General features: G+C 61.4%; 15 protein-coding genes. 8 read left to right on the top strand and 7 right to left on the bottom strand.

Annotation, left to right across the window (positions count from 1 at the left end; all coding sequences use genetic code 11):
* Positions 1 to 23: 23 nt before the first annotated feature.
* Together MRX98_RS15845 and MRX98_RS15840 are read right to left on the bottom strand one after the other, a co-directional pair.
* On the bottom strand, positions 24 to 4,409 hold the full coding sequence (locus MRX98_RS15845; RefSeq protein ID WP_246911885.1) for an acyl-CoA dehydratase activase: 4,386 nt from the start codon (positions 4,407 to 4,409) through the stop codon (positions 24 to 26).
* Positions 4,410 to 4,727: 318 nt separating this feature from the next.
* Positions 4,728 to 5,717, bottom strand: a complete 990-nt coding sequence (locus MRX98_RS15840; RefSeq protein WP_246911877.1) for a hypothetical protein — start codon at positions 5,715 to 5,717, stop codon at positions 4,728 to 4,730.
* Positions 5,718 to 5,942: 225 nt separating this feature from the next.
* On the opposite strand from MRX98_RS15840, the gene MRX98_RS15835 reads away from it, so the two are divergent.
* The 8 genes from MRX98_RS15835 (at position 5,943) to MRX98_RS15800 (ending at position 14,348) form a co-directional block, all read left to right on the top strand.
* Positions 5,943 to 7,919, top strand: a complete 1,977-nt coding sequence (locus MRX98_RS15835) for an LOG family protein (protein WP_246911875.1) — start codon at positions 5,943 to 5,945, stop codon at positions 7,917 to 7,919.
* A 27-nt stretch (positions 7,920 to 7,946) separates the two neighbouring features.
* On the top strand, positions 7,947 to 8,549 hold the full coding sequence (gene amrA, locus MRX98_RS15830) for an AmmeMemoRadiSam system protein A (RefSeq protein WP_246911872.1): 603 nt from the start codon (positions 7,947 to 7,949) through the stop codon (positions 8,547 to 8,549).
* A 621-nt stretch (positions 8,550 to 9,170) separates the two neighbouring features.
* Positions 9,171 to 9,965, top strand: a complete 795-nt coding sequence (locus tag MRX98_RS15825; protein ID WP_246911870.1) for a thioesterase family protein — start codon at positions 9,171 to 9,173, stop codon at positions 9,963 to 9,965.
* Between the two features lie 26 nt (positions 9,966 to 9,991).
* Complete coding sequence (locus MRX98_RS15820) at positions 9,992 to 10,405, top strand: acyl-CoA thioesterase (RefSeq protein ID WP_246911860.1); 414 nt, start codon at positions 9,992 to 9,994, stop codon at positions 10,403 to 10,405.
* A 160-nt stretch (positions 10,406 to 10,565) separates the two neighbouring features.
* Positions 10,566 to 11,885, top strand: a complete 1,320-nt coding sequence (locus tag MRX98_RS15815) for a glutamate-5-semialdehyde dehydrogenase (protein ID WP_246911858.1) — start codon at positions 10,566 to 10,568, stop codon at positions 11,883 to 11,885.
* A complete protein-coding gene (proB, locus tag MRX98_RS15810) occupies positions 11,866 to 12,993 on the top strand; it encodes a glutamate 5-kinase (protein WP_246911854.1) in 1,128 nt (375 codons plus the stop codon). The genes MRX98_RS15815 and proB overlap by 20 nt, the downstream gene beginning before the upstream one ends.
* Positions 12,994 to 13,371: 378 nt before the next feature.
* Positions 13,372 to 13,920, top strand: a complete 549-nt coding sequence (locus tag MRX98_RS15805; RefSeq protein ID WP_246911852.1) for a hypothetical protein — start codon at positions 13,372 to 13,374, stop codon at positions 13,918 to 13,920.
* Complete coding sequence (locus MRX98_RS15800; RefSeq protein ID WP_246911850.1) at positions 13,917 to 14,348, top strand: DUF3783 domain-containing protein; 432 nt, start codon at positions 13,917 to 13,919, stop codon at positions 14,346 to 14,348. The genes MRX98_RS15805 and MRX98_RS15800 overlap by 4 nt, the downstream gene beginning before the upstream one ends.
* 28 nt (positions 14,349 to 14,376) lie before the next feature.
* Here the strand turns inward: MRX98_RS15800 and MRX98_RS15795 are convergent, their stop codons facing one another.
* The 5 genes from MRX98_RS15795 to atpB form a co-directional block, all read right to left on the bottom strand.
* The gene (locus MRX98_RS15795) at positions 14,377 to 14,967 is read right to left on the bottom strand and encodes a F0F1 ATP synthase subunit B (protein ID WP_246911848.1); all 591 of its coding nucleotides are present in this window, start codon (positions 14,965 to 14,967) and stop codon (positions 14,377 to 14,379) included.
* Positions 14,954 to 15,418 (bottom strand): F0F1 ATP synthase subunit B, encoded by a 465-nt coding sequence (locus MRX98_RS15790; RefSeq protein ID WP_246911845.1) that lies wholly within the window; start codon positions 15,416 to 15,418, stop codon positions 14,954 to 14,956. The genes MRX98_RS15795 and MRX98_RS15790 overlap by 14 nt, the downstream gene beginning before the upstream one ends.
* A 123-nt stretch (positions 15,419 to 15,541) precedes the next feature.
* Entirely contained in the window at positions 15,542 to 15,790 is a 249-nt protein-coding gene (gene atpE / locus MRX98_RS15785) for an ATP synthase F0 subunit C (protein ID WP_246911842.1), read from the bottom strand.
* A gap of 33 nt (positions 15,791 to 15,823) precedes the next feature.
* Positions 15,824 to 17,038, bottom strand: a complete 1,215-nt coding sequence (locus tag MRX98_RS15780) for an ATP synthase F0 subunit C (RefSeq protein ID WP_246911839.1) — start codon at positions 17,036 to 17,038, stop codon at positions 15,824 to 15,826.
* 2 nt (positions 17,039 to 17,040) lie between these two features.
* Entirely contained in the window at positions 17,041 to 17,715 is a 675-nt protein-coding gene (gene atpB / locus MRX98_RS15775) for a F0F1 ATP synthase subunit A (RefSeq protein WP_246911836.1), read from the bottom strand.
* Position 17,716: the final 1 nt, after the last annotated feature.

Raw genomic sequence — 17,716 nt, 5'->3', positions numbered from 1 at the left:
CCGGATCGGGACCGGGGCGTGGATCAGTGCCCATGATTTCCCATCCCGCCGGCACGCATCCGTTCGTGCATGCGCTCCGCCCTCAGGCAGAAAGCCTCCAGCTTGGCGTGAATCAACTGCGGAAAGGGCGATCCGTCGCTTTCAATGGCCAGAAACGGCAGATCGTGCACGTCGGCCAGCACGGTCCGCAACCGGGCGTTGTGCGGTTCACTGGCCAGCTTGTTGTCTTTTTGCATGGCCTCGTTGAGAATGGATTCGGCCAACCGGTTGGGCATGCAGCCGAAGGGACCGATGGCGATCACGCCGCAGGTTTGGGAAACCACCTCCTTCAAGGAGCTGCCCACGGTAAGGATGGCCTCTCCTGCCAGGTAGGGAGAGATGTAGGGACGGGCCGTATCGATGACCTCCCCCACACGAATCGGCGCCGTGTGCACCAACCCCGAGACGGCCAGGGCCTTGCGAATGCGGCGGTCGTCCCAACGCATGAACAGTTGCTTGACCCGTGCGTTGAGTTTTTCCCGCCAATTGTCATGGGTATAATCCCCATACCCCTTGTTGATGATAAAATCGGAGTAGAGAATCCATTCCGCCACGGGCGCGCAGACCGTGGCGATCCCCTTGGCGGCCAACTGCTCGGTCAGGTATTGCCGCGACAGACCATCGCGGCGCACGTAAATCTCCCCCATCAAAGAGACCACCGGCACCTCGGGCACCGGTCGCTTGAGCGGGACGGCGGCCAGTTTGCGCGCCGCCCGGGTCAAGGCCCCTAGCAGCGTATCGAACGCCCCCAGCTCCATGGCCGACAGAACCGACTGATACTGTTGTTCGAACAAATCCAGGGCCGCCGCGGTGTCCCGGGCATTGGCCAGCAGCATGGCCCGCATGTCCTCGAACAGATCGGACACCACCACAGCCCACCACCCCCTGCGGTGCAAACTGGTGGGCAGGCCGGCATAACCATCGTCCGAAGACAGGGAGAACATGGCCACATCCGGAATTTGCAGTTTGCGCACCAGGTCCTCCATGAAAATATAGTACTGACCGAAGCGGCAGGGCCCTGAACCGGTGGGCATGAAATAGAGCACCACTTCGTCCGACCGGCGTTTGTGCTGCGCATAGTTGAGCAGGGTGCCGGTAGTGAGGATCAACGGCAAGCACTCCTTGCACGATGTGTTGCCCCGGCCGAGCTTGAGGATCGCTTCATTGCTCGGCTCATGGGCGCGGGTGTGGAAACCGTAGCTGGCGAAAGTGGCGGAAACGGCTCGCACCGCCAGGTCCCCCATGGCCGGAAAAAGCAGGGTGACCCGCGGATCGGTGTAGGGCAATTCGCGTCCGCTGGAGTCGATCACGTGCAGCACGCCGTTGCGCACGGTCGTGCCGGCCGGCCGAAACCCGTTGAAGACGGGTTGAAAGGCTTTTTCGGCCCCCAGTTGGCGATAGGCCTGCACAATGTCGAGAAAGGCCTCGATGCGGGTTTCCAGGCCTGCATCGGCCGTATGGCTGTCCAACTCCAGGGTCAGGGAGGGCTTGCGCCCCATGATGTCGCGAAAATAGGTGATTACGAAAGAGTCCGGCCCACAGGAAAAGTTGGTGATGTAGGTCCCGAACAGCTGGGGGTGTTCCTTGACCTTGCGGGCGGCCGCGAGAATGCGCTGCCCCGCGCCCCAGTACATGTGCCGCTTGGCATATTGGTCGGACAGATCGAGAAAATCCAGGGGTATCACCAGCACCCCCCGTGAGGCGAATTTGTGGGGAATCCCCTTGTGGGCCTCGTCCACATAGGCGCTGTAGGCCCGCCCGAACAACACCACCGCCATCTGTTGCGGATCCCGGGCCAGGGTGGCCAGGGTATCGCGGCCGACTGCCAGCATTTCGTCCATGCAGGCTTGCATGGCGGCCAGCGCCTGGTCGAAGGCCGCTTCGGCCGCCTTGCGGCGAATGCCCAGGGCGGCGGCCATCTCCACCAGGGGGCTGCGCGCCCCTTCCAGTCCACCGGCCAGGTCTATCAGCGGTGCAAACAGACGGCTGCCGCGCTGCTCAAGCTGTTGCAAACGGGGCCGGAAAGTGGATTGTAAATAGAAGCTTTCTCCCTGGACCAACGGGCAGACCTGGGCATTGAGGTCGCCGTTGAGGGCCGGCATCGATTTGAAGTGGGGCAGAAACAACACTTCGGGCGGATCTTCCCCGGCCAACAGATCGTGGAAAAAGCCGTGGGCCAATTCCACCGGATAGCAAAAGGGGGCGTTGCGCTGGTCGATGCCCTCCTGCGTCGCCTGCCGGGGCAACACCGGCGCATAGCCGATGCGGCTGAAAAAATGGGCATACAGCGGGTAATAGGTGTTGACCAGGAAGCTGCGGTTGATCCCCACCCGGCCGCGGTAGTCGGTCGCCGACGGATCCAGGGGCGCCGGTGCGTATTTGCCGAAAAGCAACTGCTGGCGCAACCGGACCAGGTCCAGTTGACGCACGTCGTAGCGTTTGTTGCGCCGCAGGTTGTCGTAGCGGTTGCAGGCACCGCCGAAGGGATAGACCTGGCCCTCCACGGTGATGCGGGCGATTTCGCAACGCCGGTCGCACCCTTCGGCGCCGCCTTTGCAGATGAAGGAACGCCCGTAGTGGGCCTCCCTTCGGCTCAAGGTCTGTAAATCGAAACGGCCCGGCTGCATCAAACCGGCGTTGATCCGTTTGTGCACCTCCAGGGCGGCACCAAAGGCACCCATCAGCCCCGGTTCGGGCGGCACCACGATGGGTTTGCCGGTCAGGCCCGCCATGGCCAGCGGCACTGCCCGGTTGTAACACACCCCGCCCTGCATGAAGATCTTCTTGCCCATGGGCCGATTGCCCTTGACGCGGTTGTTGTAGTTCATGCAGATGGAGTAAACCAGACCGGCCAGAATATCTTCATGGGCCACGCCGTCGTGGATGGCGTTTTTGATATCCGAGGCGATGAAGGCGGCGCACTGATCGTTGAAGTTGGGCGGTCGTTGCGCCTTCAAGGCCACGTCGGCGATCCGCTCCATGGCCACCCCCAGGGTTTCCAGGGCCGACTCTTCCAGAAAGGAGCCGGTGCCCGCCGAGCACGCCTCGTTCATGGCATAGTCGGAGGGCACGCCGTTGGTGATATAGGTGTACTTGGCATCCTGACCGCCGATCTCGAAAATCGTGTCCACATCCCGGTCGAAGTAGACCGATGCCGTGGCATGGGCGATGATCTCGTTGATCACCCCGTCGGTCAGGGCGTGCAGACCGGCGATCTGGCGGCCCGAGCCGCACACGCCCAATCCGACGATTTGGATGCGGTCCGGATCGACCGTCTGCGCGACCTGTTCCAGCAGGGCCTCGTAGCAGCGCCGGGAGGCCCCCACCGGGTCGCCGTTGGTCCGCAGATAGACATCGGCCAACAGGGCATAATCCTTCCGGCGCAGCAACACCGCCTTGGTGGTGGTGGACCCCACATCCAATCCCAGCAGACAGACATCCGCTTCCCGGGCCGTGTCGCGGGCCAAGGTTTTGAAGGTCACCTGGTCCTGCAGCGGTGCCAGGGGCGGTAAAACATCAAACCGGTTGGTCTGATCGGTGAACAGACGGTCGACGCCGGGAAACGGCCGCGTTTCATTGTCCAAAGCCCACAAAGCGGCCCCCAAGGCTTCGAAATAGGGCGCCGCTTCAGGAATGATCAGCCCCGGGACCGCCTCGCGCAGATAGCGCACCATCATCTGGTTGCGGGCCGTGCCACCCACCAGCATCAGGTTGCGACGCTCCACTTTTTTGAGCAACTCCAACACCTTGTTGGCCATCATCTTGCCCAGGCCGGCGGTCACACGGGCCTTGGGTACCCCTTTGTTGGTGGCATGGGTACAGTCGGACTTGCAGAAAACGGAACAGCGCCCCGACACATGGTAGGGCTCGGTCTCTTCAGCCCACTGCCCGGCCTCCTCCAAGGTGACATCCATGCGGCGCAGCTGCTGCAGGAAAAACTCCCCCGTGCCGGCGGCGCATTTGTTGCCGGTAATCACGTTGGCGATTTGGCCGACGGGGTTGAGCACATAGACCATGAAGGTTTCGCCGCCGGCGGAGATCACCGCCGGGCAATGGACACCGGCCGGCTTGAGCCGCTTGTAGGCTTGTTCCACGGCTTCGGGCTCACCAATGGAGGAAAGATTGAGGAACTGGCAGAACTTGCGGCCGGTGGCGGCCACCTTGTCGATATGTTGCCAATCCACGGTCTCAAGCGCCTTGAGCAAGGTTTGCTTGGGATCGCCGTCGTGGGGAAAGACGGCGTGATGCACGATTTCAAACGGCGCGCCATCGGCCGCGGGGGCCTTGACCTGTTTTTGCGTCCGTATCGTCACGAGGGACACCGTCGAGGCGCCCAGGCAGAGACCAAGGGTGTTGAGCGAAGGATTCATGGTGGACCTCCGGCGCACAACGGCACGGGAACCGAAAGGGCGGCCGGGTGCGCGGGTGTAACCTGAACGAGCCGGGCATCAAGAAGCAGCAGCCGGTTGGTTAGGTGAAATGGATAACGACCCCTCATGGAGAAGTGGTGTGGATTCCGGGTTAATGAACGCTTTCGTCCTTGCGCCGGGTCCCGGCGGCATCCCCGAGCCACCTGATCGGATGGAAAGGGTCCACTTCGGTCCGGCGCCGATGGGGCAAACACCCCATAACTTTGCACCATCCATCGCTTTGGTCAAGGGCTTTGGCGGAAGTTGCAGGCTAAGATTTTACTTGAATGTCGCCGATGCGCCGGGATCCATCCCACTGCGGATTTCGGCCATTTCGGCGGCAAAACGAGCGGCGGCCCGGAACAGGACAAACCCCAGGGCGCCGGTGGCCAGATAGGCAAACCCCAACAGCAGTCCCAGGGTGAACAGGCCCGTGCCCCGTCCCGATGGGTTCTCGGCCATGGCAAACCCGGTGCCGATGGTGAACCAGCAGATCAAGGCGCCCAGCGTACCCGCCCCCAGGATGCCCCAGGCGACCACGGGCCGCAAAGCTGATGCCGTCGGTTGCGGTGGGAGCGACGCGAGCGAGGCGGACGGCAGGGCCTCGGTTTCTGTTTCTCTGTAACTATCTGCCGACACATCGTTGTCCTTCGGCGCGGCCGGAATTTCCGGCGGCGTCGCTGCCGGTTCGGAGACAGAGACCTGCGAAGGGACCATCGCCATCGGCTCCATCACCATGGAAGAAGGTGCCGCCTTGTCGAAAGAAGGCGCTTGCGGATCGGCCACGGGGGTATCGCCACCGTCGGCCTGCCCCTGGTCGGACCGTATCGCGGGATATTCAACGTCGTGGGCCGGGACCGTCTCTTGTGTTGTCGCCGGCGCCGGATCATGCGCCGGCTCGGCAGCCGCAATTTCCGGAAGGGCGGCGGCATTCGAAAGCTCCGAGCGCTGTTCCCGGCGTTGACGCATCATTTCGGCCGTGATGCGGCGGGCCCGCTCCAGGGTTTCAAGCCGTTGTTCTTCCTGCAGATGAATGTCCGCGCGTTTGCGCAAACGCATTTCCACCCGTTCCCTGGCCTGGCGCAGGGAAGCTTCGTGGACGGGGCTTGTTTGGGGAACGGCACCCTCGGCCCGGCCGGCGGGCACCGGCTCGGCAGGTGCGACCGATGCGCATTTTGCGTAAACCACACCGCAGGCGGGACATTCGGTGGCGGCGACAAACAAATCATCCCTGTCTTGACGTTGATATCCGCATTTGGGACACTTCATGAGCGTACCTCTCCACGCATGGGTGTTTTTACAAAATTAATGCAAATATCAGGCCGCCGACAGGGCCTTGAATTCAGAGCAGGAATCCCGCATATTGAATCGGTACCGGCCCCGGCCGGCACGTCATCCGGGAGATGCGGGCGGGCGAAACCGGACAGGCCCAAAAAGGGCGGGGGTGACAAATATCGGCCCCCGGGCTTTAAAATTTTTAAGAGAAAGGTCCCCATGAACACGCGTCTCAAAGACACGCGCTCCTATCGGGGCATGCTGCAATCGGACGATGGCCGGATCGTGGCGGTGCTGTCCCACGACGACCATCAGATCACCTTCCAGAGCGACTTCGGCCTGTCCCAGCACATGATCGAACGGCTCCGCAGCCATCCCGGACACATCTTGTTCAGCGAGCGCTCGCGCATCGCCCGACTGGGTGTGCAGATTACCTGCGAGCCGCCCACCGTCGACCACTTGAACGGTGATCGACTGGTGTTGACCCAGACGGCGACGGCGGTGATCCCCGGCTATCCCGGTCTGAAACGCTTGAGCCCCTTTTTCGGGCCGGGCCTGCCCGTGGGGCGCCTGGTGTTTTGTGACCCCGAGGCCCTGCTCACCTCCGAAGAGGTGCTGGCCGCCATCGAGCGGGCCGACCTGAAACTGCCGGCCTCCACCGCCATTTCCAGCGACGGCAGTATTGTGATCGCCCCGCACCGGGTGATTTGCAGCCTGCGCGAGGATATCGACAACGCCACCTTCGGTCGGATTCTGCTGCGCGAGGACGGCCGGGAGATGCTCAACCGGTATCAGGTGCCGCGCAACGTCGCCCACCTGATTCTGCCGCCGGGCCAAGGCGTGATCACCACTTGTTCCATGTATCTGAACGAGCACTATGTGGTGTTGCAAAGCGGTTTTTCCCTGGGACGCAACCTGCCGGCCACCGTGTTGGACCCCATCAAGACCCGCGGCATTCGCATCTATCTGGAGATCATCAACGGCACCCGGCACACCATTGCCAACCCCTTGATCAGCGCCCGTATCTACGGCACCCCCAAGCAGAAGACCGGCGAGCGGCGCAAAGCGGTTGCGCGTCGGCCGCAAGAGCTCTCGGCCGACGATCTCAAAACGCTGCAGCGCCGGTTGGCGTCCGAGCGCAAATGCACATGCCACTTCATCGACCGCAGCCTGGCGATCGTGGCGCCGACAGAGGGGATTGCCGCGGCCCGCATTTTCACCAACGGGCCGCCGACCCGCTGCGATGTGTCCCAAGCCCAGTGCGCCGCCATGCGCAACGACTTCACCGCCCGCAGCCGTTGCCCCCATTTGTACGCCACCGCCCATCTGTCGGAAGCCATCGACGGCGGCGCGGCGGTGTTGGTGCTCAAATATTTCCCCAACCTGGCGGAACACCGGGAAATCGTCAACCTGGCGGCCGCGGACAAGATCAAAGCGATCTATTTCCTGGAGGCTTCCTGCGAGCACGGCCCCTTTCTCTCCCAGGAGGACCACTCCCGCCTGCAGGAATACAACGCCTTCGGCGTGGCGGTGTATTGGCTGTGCAGCCTCAACCAGCGCCTCATGGTGCACACCATTCGGGACGGCAAGGGCTATTTCGTGGCCCTGGAACGCCTGGCCGACTTTCACAAATCGATGTTGTTCGCCTTTTACGGATCAACCCTGCCGCTGTCGCAAAACGCCATGGATTTGTTGGGCCGGCTCATGGATGCCTTGGTGGCTTTTTGGGGCCGCAACATCGGCATCGTCACCGGCGGCGGCAGCGGGGTGATGGAGGCCGCCAACACCATGGCGCGCCGGCGGGGCATTCTGTCCGGGGCCAATTTCCTGGACATCACCGATCAGGCCATGAATCCCGATGTCGATTTTTGCCAGGTCTTTCAATCCACCTGCCGCCACAGCCGCCAGAAGTGGTTCGAAATCGCCTCCTTCCCCATCTTCAACGTCGGCGGGCTGGGTTCGCTGGAAGAGCTGGGCATCACCCTCTGCAACATGAAACTCTCTATCATGGAGCGGGTGCCCATCATTCTCTTCGATACGGAGGGCCGGCGTGCGTTTTGGGCCGGGATGCGCCAACAGATCGCCACCATGGTGCAATACGGTCGCGCGCCGGCCTGGATTGCGGACTATGTGGTGATCACCGATGATCCGCAGGATGTGATCGATGTGTATCGCAAGCAACTACAACTGTTTTAACAAAAGGTCTACAGCAAGGGGGTGACCATGGACGGGGAGCATCCGCCACAACTGAGCGAAGCGTTGGGGCGTCGATTGGTGGCCCTGGCCCGCCACACCCTGTGTCGGCGGTTGGGACGAACGGCGGCCGATGATCAAGCGGCGGCGCAATCGGAAACAGAGCTGTCCGATCCTGCCCTGGCGGTACCGGGAGGTGTTTTCGTCACCCTGAAAAAGGCGGGCTGCCTGAGGGGCTGCATCGGCACACTGGAAGGCCGCGACCCCTTGACGGTGGCCGTTCCCGTCTACGCCGAGCATGCCGCCTTCCGCGATCCGCGCTTCGACCCTTTGACCGCCGACGAATTGGCGCAGGTCGACATCGAGGTGAGCGTGCTGACACCGCCCCGACCGTTGCCCTACAAAGATGGTGACGATCTGGCGGCCAAGTTGCGCCCGGGAGTGGATGGCGTCATATTGCGCAAAGGTGCGGCCGGCGCCACCTTCTTGCCCCAGGTTTGGGAACAGCTGCCCCGACCGGCCGACTTTCTCTCCCAGCTCTGCCTCAAGGCGGGGCTGCCGGCCGATGCCTGGCGCAGCGAGCGGTTGGCGGTGGAAACCTATCAAGTGCAATCTTTCGCGGAAGATCACTGAAGGGGTGCGGCTAAAGCAGTTCTTTGGCTGCGCAACAACGCCGGACCGAGGCGCCTGCGTTGGGGGGCATTGTTTTCGGGCCCCATAAAAAATCCGACGCACAACCGGCATCGGCCGGCTGTGCGTCGGGTGTCGCGAAGGGGTGGAGGTTGGGGTGAACGGCCCGGTTGCTCCAAGAACGGAGCGCGTCTGCCGTTCACGGCGGGGTTGGGGATATTGCCGGGAGGGGGCCGCAGGCCCACCGCCCCGTCAATTCGGGTTTACTCCAGAAGCATAACGGCAATCCACACAAAATGTTGTTTGCCTTTCATCGTGACGCCCTGCCTTCAGCCTTGCGGTTGTCGCCGGCCTGCCTCTCTCCCCCTGTCATTCAAGATGGGGCCGGCTGTACTTTGAACATATTAGAAGGCAAAGCAAGGCACGTGCCAAGCTCCAGCATTCCGTTTTTATAATGAAAATCCAAAAGGCGGTCTTTGGAAAAACACCCTGCTGGTACACTTTTGACGCTTGCAAAGAACAAAATTTGCGCATGACGCCTTGCCTTCGGTGTAGTATGAATGGCTTTTGCCGCCGAGGCACACCATCTTGGCGACCGTTAACGGCCCGGAAAGGAAATCAGCCATGCACCCCTTCGATCAGGATATCGCCGGTCAAGCGATGGAGACCCCTTTTGAACGGCAGGCCCGGGTCTCCTCCAACTGGTCCATCAACGGTCTGCCCAATGGCGGCTACCTGTTGGCCTTGATGGCCAACGGCATGTTGCAATGCGGCACAAAATCAACCATGGCCATTGTCACCGCAAACTACGTCGCCCGATGTTTGCCCGACGCGCCGGCGCGCCTTCACCTGGAACGGTTTGCCGACTCCGCTCAATTCGAGCGCATCCAGGCCCGATTGGTGCAGGAAGGGCGTGAAAGAATCCGTGCCTGGGGAACCTTTGTCGACCCCCATACGGCCTGCCCCCTGGATCGTTATGAGGCCGATCCGCCTCAAGTGGCACCGCTGGATCAGTGCATCCCCATTCCCCGCATGCCCCGTTTCACCCTCTTCGACCAGGTGGCGGTGCGCCTCGACCCGGCCTGCACCGGCTGGATGTCCGGTCGACAAGCGGAGCGTTCTGAGCACAAAGGCTGGGTTCGCTTCCAGCAGGCGCGTCCTTTCGATGCCCTTGCCGTGTTGCTGGCCGCCGATGCCTTTCCACCACCCGTTTATGCCACCCAAGGTTTGGGTGCCTGGGTGCCCACCATCGAATTGACGGTCAATCTGCGCAAAGCGCCCGCCTCCCAATGGCTCAAATGCATCTTTCGCACCCGTTTCATCACCTGCGGGCTACTGGAGGAGGATGGCGAGGTGTGGGACGAAACCGGCGCGCTGGTCGCCATCTCCCGTCAGATCGCCCAGTACCGCATGCGATAGCTACCCTGCAACGAAAGCGAGTGAAAATGGAGCGCACCGAGTTCAGCTATTTTTATCCCCTCCGGGTACGTTACGCGGAAGTCGATCTGCAGGGGGTTGTGTTCAATGCTCATTATCTCACCTATTTTGACACCGCCATCACCGAGTTCCTGCGCCAAGCCGGTTACGACTACAAGGCCTTGTTCACCTCCCGGGGCCTCGACTTTCACCTGGTCAAGGCAACCGTTGAATATCTGCAACCCATCGGATTCGACAAACAGATCGAAGTGGGGGTAAAAGTGGCCAAGGTAGGCACCTCCAGCCTCACTTTCGCCCTGGGCATCTTCGATCAAGATCAAACCCCATGTCTCTCGCGCGGCGAGATCATCTGGGTCTGCAGCAAAATCGGCACCCACAAAAGCCATCCTTTGCCGGAAGATTTCGTCAACATGCTCATTTGACACTTTCTCCATAAAGCGCTATCTGTTTAAGTCTTTTTAAATCACTGTGGCGTTCGGATCAGGCCGTGCAAGGGTACGGACAATCGCCGGCACCGGCCATCGGCGGGGAATCGCCCCCGCCGCTGTGATCTTGAGCGACAGCCCCGCAAAGGAGAGGTGCATGGATCTCCAACATGCCGCCCGGATGGCGAAAACGGCCGCGACGCGGCTGTCCGCCCTGGACGGCGCGACCAAGAATGAAGCATTGACCCAAATCGTGAAAGCCCTCGAGGCCGACACGGCGGCCATCACGGCGGCCAACCGGCAAGACCTGGCGCAGGCGGAAAAGGATGGCCTGGCCGCGCCGCTGCTCAAACGGTTGCGTTTCGACGAAGCCAAGATCCAGGAAGCGTGCGCCGGGTTGCGCAGTCTGATCCAACTGCCCGATCCTGTGGGCGTCACCTTGAGCGCCTTGGAACTGGACCGGGATCTGGAGCTGTACAAGGTCAGCCGACCCATCGGCGTCATCGGCGTGATTTTCGAGTCCCGGCCCGACGCCCTGGTCCAGATCTCCTCGCTTTGCCTGAAAAGCGGCAACGCCTTGCTGCTCAAAGGGGGCAGCGAAGCCGCGCGCACCAACCGCATTCTGGCCGACACCATCACCGCGGCGGCGACCCGCGCCCATCTGCCGGACGGCTGGTTGGGACTGCTGGAAACCCGGGACGAAGTCACCGAAATGCTGGCCCTGGACCGCTTCATCGACCTGATCATTCCCCGCGGCAGCAACGAATTCGTGCGCTACATCATGGACCACACCCGCATCCCCGTTCTGGGACATGCGGACGGCATCTGCCATGTCTATGTGGATCGGGAGGCCGACCTGCAAATGGCCGTGCGTGTCGCCGTGGACAGCAAATGCCAGTACGTGGCCGTTTGCAATGCCGCCGAAACCTTGCTGGTGCACCAAGATGCAGCCCGGGCCTTTTTGCCGGCCGTCCGCGATGCTTTTACACAAAAGGGCGTTGCGCTGCGGGGCTGCGCCGCCACTCGCCGCATCATCGACATACCCTCCGCAACCGACGAAGATTGGCGCACCGAGTACCTGGACCTCATGCTTTCCATCAAGGTGGTGGCCGATATGGATGCGGCGGTGGATCACATCAACACCTTCGGATCGGGCCACACCGATGTCATCGTCACCGCCGACCGCTCCAAGGCCGTGCGGTTCATGGACCGGGTCGATTCCGCGGATGTTTTTTGGAACTGCAGCAGCCGCTTCAGTGACGGCTTTCGCTACGGTCTGGGCGCCGAAGTGGGGATCAGCACCAACAAGATCCACGCCCGCGGCCCGGTGGGCATGGAAGGATTGCTGATCTATCAGTGGCGCATGATGGGCAAAGGTCATGTGGTGGCCGATTACAGCGGTGAAGGCGCCAAAGCCTTCACGCACAAACAACTGCATAAGCGTTTTGGACAGTCCCATGCCGAACCAACGCCTTAAATCCGCCCGGCGCATCGTCGTCAAAGTGGGCAGCAACGTGTTGACGGCCGCCGACGGCCTGAACCTGGAAGCGGTCGAAATGCTCTCCGCCCAGATCAGCACCCTGGTCGACCATGGATTGGAGGTGCTGTTCGTCTCTTCCGGGGCCATGGCCGCCGGATTGCGTAAAATGGGAATGCAACGGCGTCCCGAAGAGGTGCCGCAACGCCAGGCCCTCGCCGCCATGGGCCAAAGCAGTCTGATGAAGGCCTATGAAACGGCCTTCGCCCGCCACGGCAAGAAAGTGGCCCAGATCCTGCTCACCGGCGAAGACCTCAACAGCCGCAAACGCTATTTGAACGCCCGCAACGCCTTGAACACGTTGCTCGACTGGCAGGTGGTACCGATCATCAACGAGAACGACACGGTGATGGTGGAAGAGATCAAGCTGGGGGACAACGACAACCTCTCGGCCATGATCACCCTGCTGATGGATGCCGATTTTTTAATTAATCTCACCGACATCGACGGTTTGTACGACAAGGATCCCCGCCGGCACCCGGATGCGGCACTGATCCCCCGGGTGGAAAATTTCAAAAAATCCATCGAGCGTTTTGCCGGCGATATCCCCGGTGCCTTGGGACGGGGCGGCATGCTGAGCAAAATCAAGGCGGCCAAGAAGATCACCGCCGCCGGAGTGCCCATGATCATCGCCCGCGGCACCCAGCCCGACATCCTGTCTCGCCTTTTCTCCGGCGAGTGCTGCGGCACCTATTTCGTACCCCGCGCGAAGAGACTCAACAGCCGCAAATGCTGGATCGCCTACACCCTGACGCCCAAGGGCACCTTGCAGCTCGATGACGGCGCCGCCGAGGCGGTCCTGCACCACGGCAAAAGCCTTCTGCCCAGCGGCATCGTGGCGGTGGAAGGGGAGTTCGGTGTCGGTGCGCCGGCCGCCTTGGCCAGCAGGGAAGGGGGCACCATCGGCATCGGCCTGGTCAACTACAGCGCAAAGGACATCCGCTTGATCATGGGGTCGAAATCCGGCCAAATAAAAGAACGGCTGGGCACCAAACCCTATGACGAGGTGATTCACCGGGACAACCTGGTCATCACCGAGGCGTGCTGATCCTGTCTGGTTTTTTTACAGACTGTAAATGATGCCGCAATCCAGGGGCGCACCTCCGGCAGCCTCTGGAATCCGAAGATGCACGGGCACCGCAGATTGATGGCCGATTCCCATCAGGCCTTGTATTGTAGGCCCCATGCGCCCCGATGCCGATTTAACTATTTATTATTACATCATATTATCCAATCTACACTATTGATGGTACATAAATTGCTGTTGCTCAGATCCGATCACCTTTTGAACGCCACCGGAAGGGACCCCCAAAATGGTTGTGGGTACCCCGAATGGTTGTTCCGCCATGGCCGGTCAAGAATGCCGGCAGACTTTGGCAACAGGCAACCAACCGGGAGGGCAGGGCATCGGATAGGAGCGTGTCTTATGAAAAGCAACAGCGCATTGGTCGCCCATGGAACGCGTACTGCCTCCTGTTGGGTGATTGCCTGGGGGAACCCCCACCTTGGGGATGGCGGTGTGGGGGCCTGTGTGGCCGGCCGATTGAAGGAACAGCTGGGGCTGAACGGGTCGGTATCCATCGTCTGTAAACAGTACCTGGACATGGCCCTGCTGCAAGCGGTGCAGATGGCCGACCACATCCTGTTCGTCGATGCGCGGCACGATCCGTCGGACGAAACCATTCATTGGTCCGTGGTGGAACCCAACCTCAACGGCTGGGCCATGGGATCGCAACATTGGGACCCCGCCGCTTTTCTGGGGTTGCTGAACATCCTCTACCAAAGGCAACCCTCCGCCTGGCTGGTGTCGGTGCCCGGCAACCGTTGCGATGCCGGGGGGCGGCGCCCCGCGGAACGGCGCACTGCCGAAAAGGCGGCGGTCCAAATTCTCGCCTGGTTGTCCATTCATCATCTGATACCGCTGGTCGGGCTCACAGCGCCGCCGGCCGGGTGTCTATGCAAGGAGAGCCCATGACCGAGGGTGGTTTTCAAAAAGTGGGACACTCGCAACGCTGTTTGCACGGCCCCCGCAAAGTGCTGCTGTGCGGCTTCGGGCCCGGGGCGCAACCCAAGTTCAAAAACTTGTTGCAGATGCTGGGCATGGAGGATCTCCCCCTGGTGTGGGCAGGTGATGCAGACGGGGACGAAAAGGTCGGTGCGCTTGTAAACCGGGATGCGAACAGCGGCGAAGGGTGCGTCTCGGGCTTGCCGAGGGCGGTGATCATGGCAGGGATCACTGAGCAAGAACTGCACCAGTTGATGAGCGGCTGCCGCCAGGCCGGCATGCGGCAAGCGTTGTGGGCCGCACTGACCCCCAGCTCGGAACAGTGGCCTTTGCGGCAGTTGCTCAAAGAGTTGTCCGCCGAGCGCGATGCGCTGGCGGACAACGATCCGTCACGATAGCTACGCAAACTGGTGGCCGGCAGAGGGACTATCGGGATGCGGCAGCCAAGTACTTTTCCACTTGCCGTTGGTCGTCCTCAGCCGTGATGATGGACGGCAACCGCTTGATCGCCTCGTCCACGGCCAAGTCCAGCAACTCCATGCTCAGCTTTTCCCGTGCGCGCAACACCTGGTACTCGATCTTGTGGCGCGCGCCTTCCATCACCAAACGGCTCTGCTGGCGGGCATCCTCGATCAGTTCCATCTTGCGCCGTTCCCCCTGCTCGATGAGGCGCGCCTTGAGTTCCGGCAGGCGCACCTCGCTTTCCTCGAGCGCCTGTTTGGCCTCTTGCAATCGGGCCAGCATTTTGTCCTTCTGGGCCTCGACCTTACTGAACTCCCCTGCGATCTCGTCCCGCTGGCCCCGCAGGAAGTCCAAGATCGGCTTGCGGCCGAACTTATATAGGACGAAAAAGAGAATGGCGAAATTGACCCATCGCATGATCAGATCATAGATCGGCCGCCACGTCTGACCCCCTTCGGCCGCCAAAGCCGCATCGCTGAGCAGCAGCACCAGCAGGCCGCCCAAAGCCGCCGGCCTTATCCATGAGGTCCACGATAGGGTGCTAAATCGTTTCATTGGTCAAACTCCGCTCCAGGGTCTGTTCCATGATCGCCCGGGCCAGCTTCAGGGACTCCTCGGGCAAGTGTTGGCGGACGTCCGCGATTTGCGCCTTGACCTGTTCGTTGGTGCGGGCCTTCATTTGATCGATTTCGGCCTTGACCGCATCGAATATGCGGCTGGTTTCCTGCTTGGCTTCCTCTTCCAACGCCTTCTGTCGACCCAGCGCCTCGTCCTTGGCCTTGAGCTCTTCCGCGGCCAAGGCGTCCATCATGCGGTGAACCTCCTGCTCCGCCGCCGCGATCTCCTGCTGGAGGGCCTCCATGCGGGCAGCACGGGACCCCTTGACCTGGTCCAGGGGCTTGAACATGATCCTGTTGATGATGAACAGGAAGATCAAAAAAGATACCAACTGGACGATCAGGGTCGCATTGATGCTGATCAGCGCAATGGTGCTTTCAATCTGCATGGCTCGTTTCCAATATGCCTCTCATTCAATCGGTTGACTGCACGCCGTTGCGACCGGCGGCAGGATACGGATCCTGCCGCGCGAGCGCGGGTTTCAGCATACCGACATGAATCGATGGCCCCATCAAACGACAAAGAGCAACAACAGGGCGATAACCAACGAATAGATACCGGTGGATTCGGAAACCGCCTGGCCCACCAGCATGGTACGAGTCAACAGGGCCGCCTGCTGAGGATTGCGTCCGATGGCCTCGCACGCCTTGGCGCCCACCATGCCTTCGCCGACGCCGGGCCCGATGGCGCCCAGACCCATGGCCACACCCGCTCCCAGATACGCCGCCGCTTTAATCAAATCAATGCCTTCGATTGCCATGATCCTTTTCCTCCTTGTGTGCGGAATGCACGCTTATATAACGAAAATCAGTACCAAACTGATCACCATCGCATAAATGGCCGTGGATTGGGAAACCGCCTGGCCCACCAGCATGATGCGCATCAGCAGGCTGGCGCTTTCCGACTGGCGGGCCACCCAGCGGATGGCGCCTTCGGCCGTCATGCCGTTGCCCAGGCCGGGCCCGATGCCACCGAAGCCCATGCACAGGCCGGCGGAGAGCAGGGCCATGGCCGGCGCCAGGGCGGCCGTTTCGGGAAACGCCTTGAACATCAAAATGAAACTGACCAACAACCCGAAGATGCAGGGGGTTTGGGCCACGGCCTGGCCCACCAGCATGATGGTGGTCAAGGGCCCCACATTGCGCGGGTGACGGGCGATGCCTTCGCAACTGGCACCCGCGGCCAACCCGCAGCCGTAACCGGAACCGATGGCCGACAAGCCGGTGCTCAGGGCGGCGCCCAGAAAAGCGGCCCAGGCAGGGTTGAACGCCGATTCGCCGAAGTTGAGAAACATGAGCATCAGGGCCACCACCATGGCAAAGATGGCCGGCGTCTGGCTGACCGCCGAGCCGACCAGCATGTTGGCCGTCAGCGGACCGGCGGCCGCGGGTTGCCGGGCCAATCCCTTGCACGCCTCGCCGGCCGGATGGCCCGAACCCATGCCGGAACCGATGGCACCCAGCCCCATGCACAATCCGGCACCGAACAGGGCCACGGCTTTGACCACGGGGGCATCGCCGAAATTGATGAACATGAGCATCAAGGCGATGACCATGGAGAGAATGGCCGGCGTCTGGCAAACGGCCGACCCCACCAGCATGGTGGTCGTCATGCGGCCCATCAACTGCGGTTGCCGGGCGATACCGCGGCACGCTTCGGCGGCCGGCATGCCCGAGCCGACCCCCGACCCCAATGCGCCCAGGCCGATGCACAGGCCTGCGCCGATCAACGACGCCGCCTTGAGCACGGTGGGTGCCGGCACCTGCAGAAACAGCAGCAGGATGGCCACCACCAGCGCGAAGATGGCCGCCGATTCCGCCACCGCCTGACCCACCAGCATGGTTTTAACGATGTCGCCGGATAGTTCGGGATTTTCGGAAAGTGCCCGGTTGGCCTGCGCCGCGGCATGCCCCTCACCGATGGCGGCACCGATGGCACCGAAGCCGATGGACATGCCGCCGCCGAGGTAGGCGGCGACCTTGATCATTGATTGAAGCTCGATTTCCATGATTATTCAACCTGTACCGCGATGTAAACGATTGTCAGCATGGTGAAGACAAACGCCTGGATGGTGCCGATGAACAACCCGAAAAAGGCGTTCAAAAACGGCGGCAGCACCAGACTGTAGGTCAGGTAGGAAACCACCAGGATAATGATGGAGCCGCCCATGATGTTGCCGAACAGACGGAAGGAGATGGAGACCACCTTGGCGATCTCGCCGATCAGGTTCAGCGGCATCATGAAAAAAATGGGCTCGAAGTAGGCCCTGATGTAATTCTTCACTCCCTTGGCCCGGATGCCGGCGTAATGAGCCAGCACGAAGCCCATCAACCCCAGGCTCAAAGGGGTGTTGAGATCCATGGTCGGTTCGGACAGATGGGGGATGATGCCGATCCAGTTGGAGAGCAGCAAAAACATGAACAGGGCACAGATCAGCGGCCCGTAGGTTTTGGCCAGCTTTTCGCCCAGGGCGTCCTCCGTCAGCGTATAAAACTGGGTGACGAACAGCTCGCCCATGGCCTGCATCGGCCCGGGCAACAGGCTGCGATGGCGGGCGCTCAGATAGCCGAACACGATCAGCAGCAAAATGACGATCCACGTCATGAGGATGACGTTCAGGTTGAACGCCAGGTTGACTCCGCCCACCGGCACAATCAACTGATAAATTTTTCCCAACTCGTCCATG

Origin of the sequence: Desulfatitalea alkaliphila (assembly GCF_022968795.1) — a bacterium.
Lineage (GTDB): Bacteria > Desulfobacterota > Desulfobacteria > Desulfobacterales > Desulfosarcinaceae > Desulfatitalea > Desulfatitalea alkaliphila.
The sequence above is the reverse complement of the archived record's forward strand: the minus strand, read 5'-3'. Positions and strand labels throughout refer to the sequence as shown.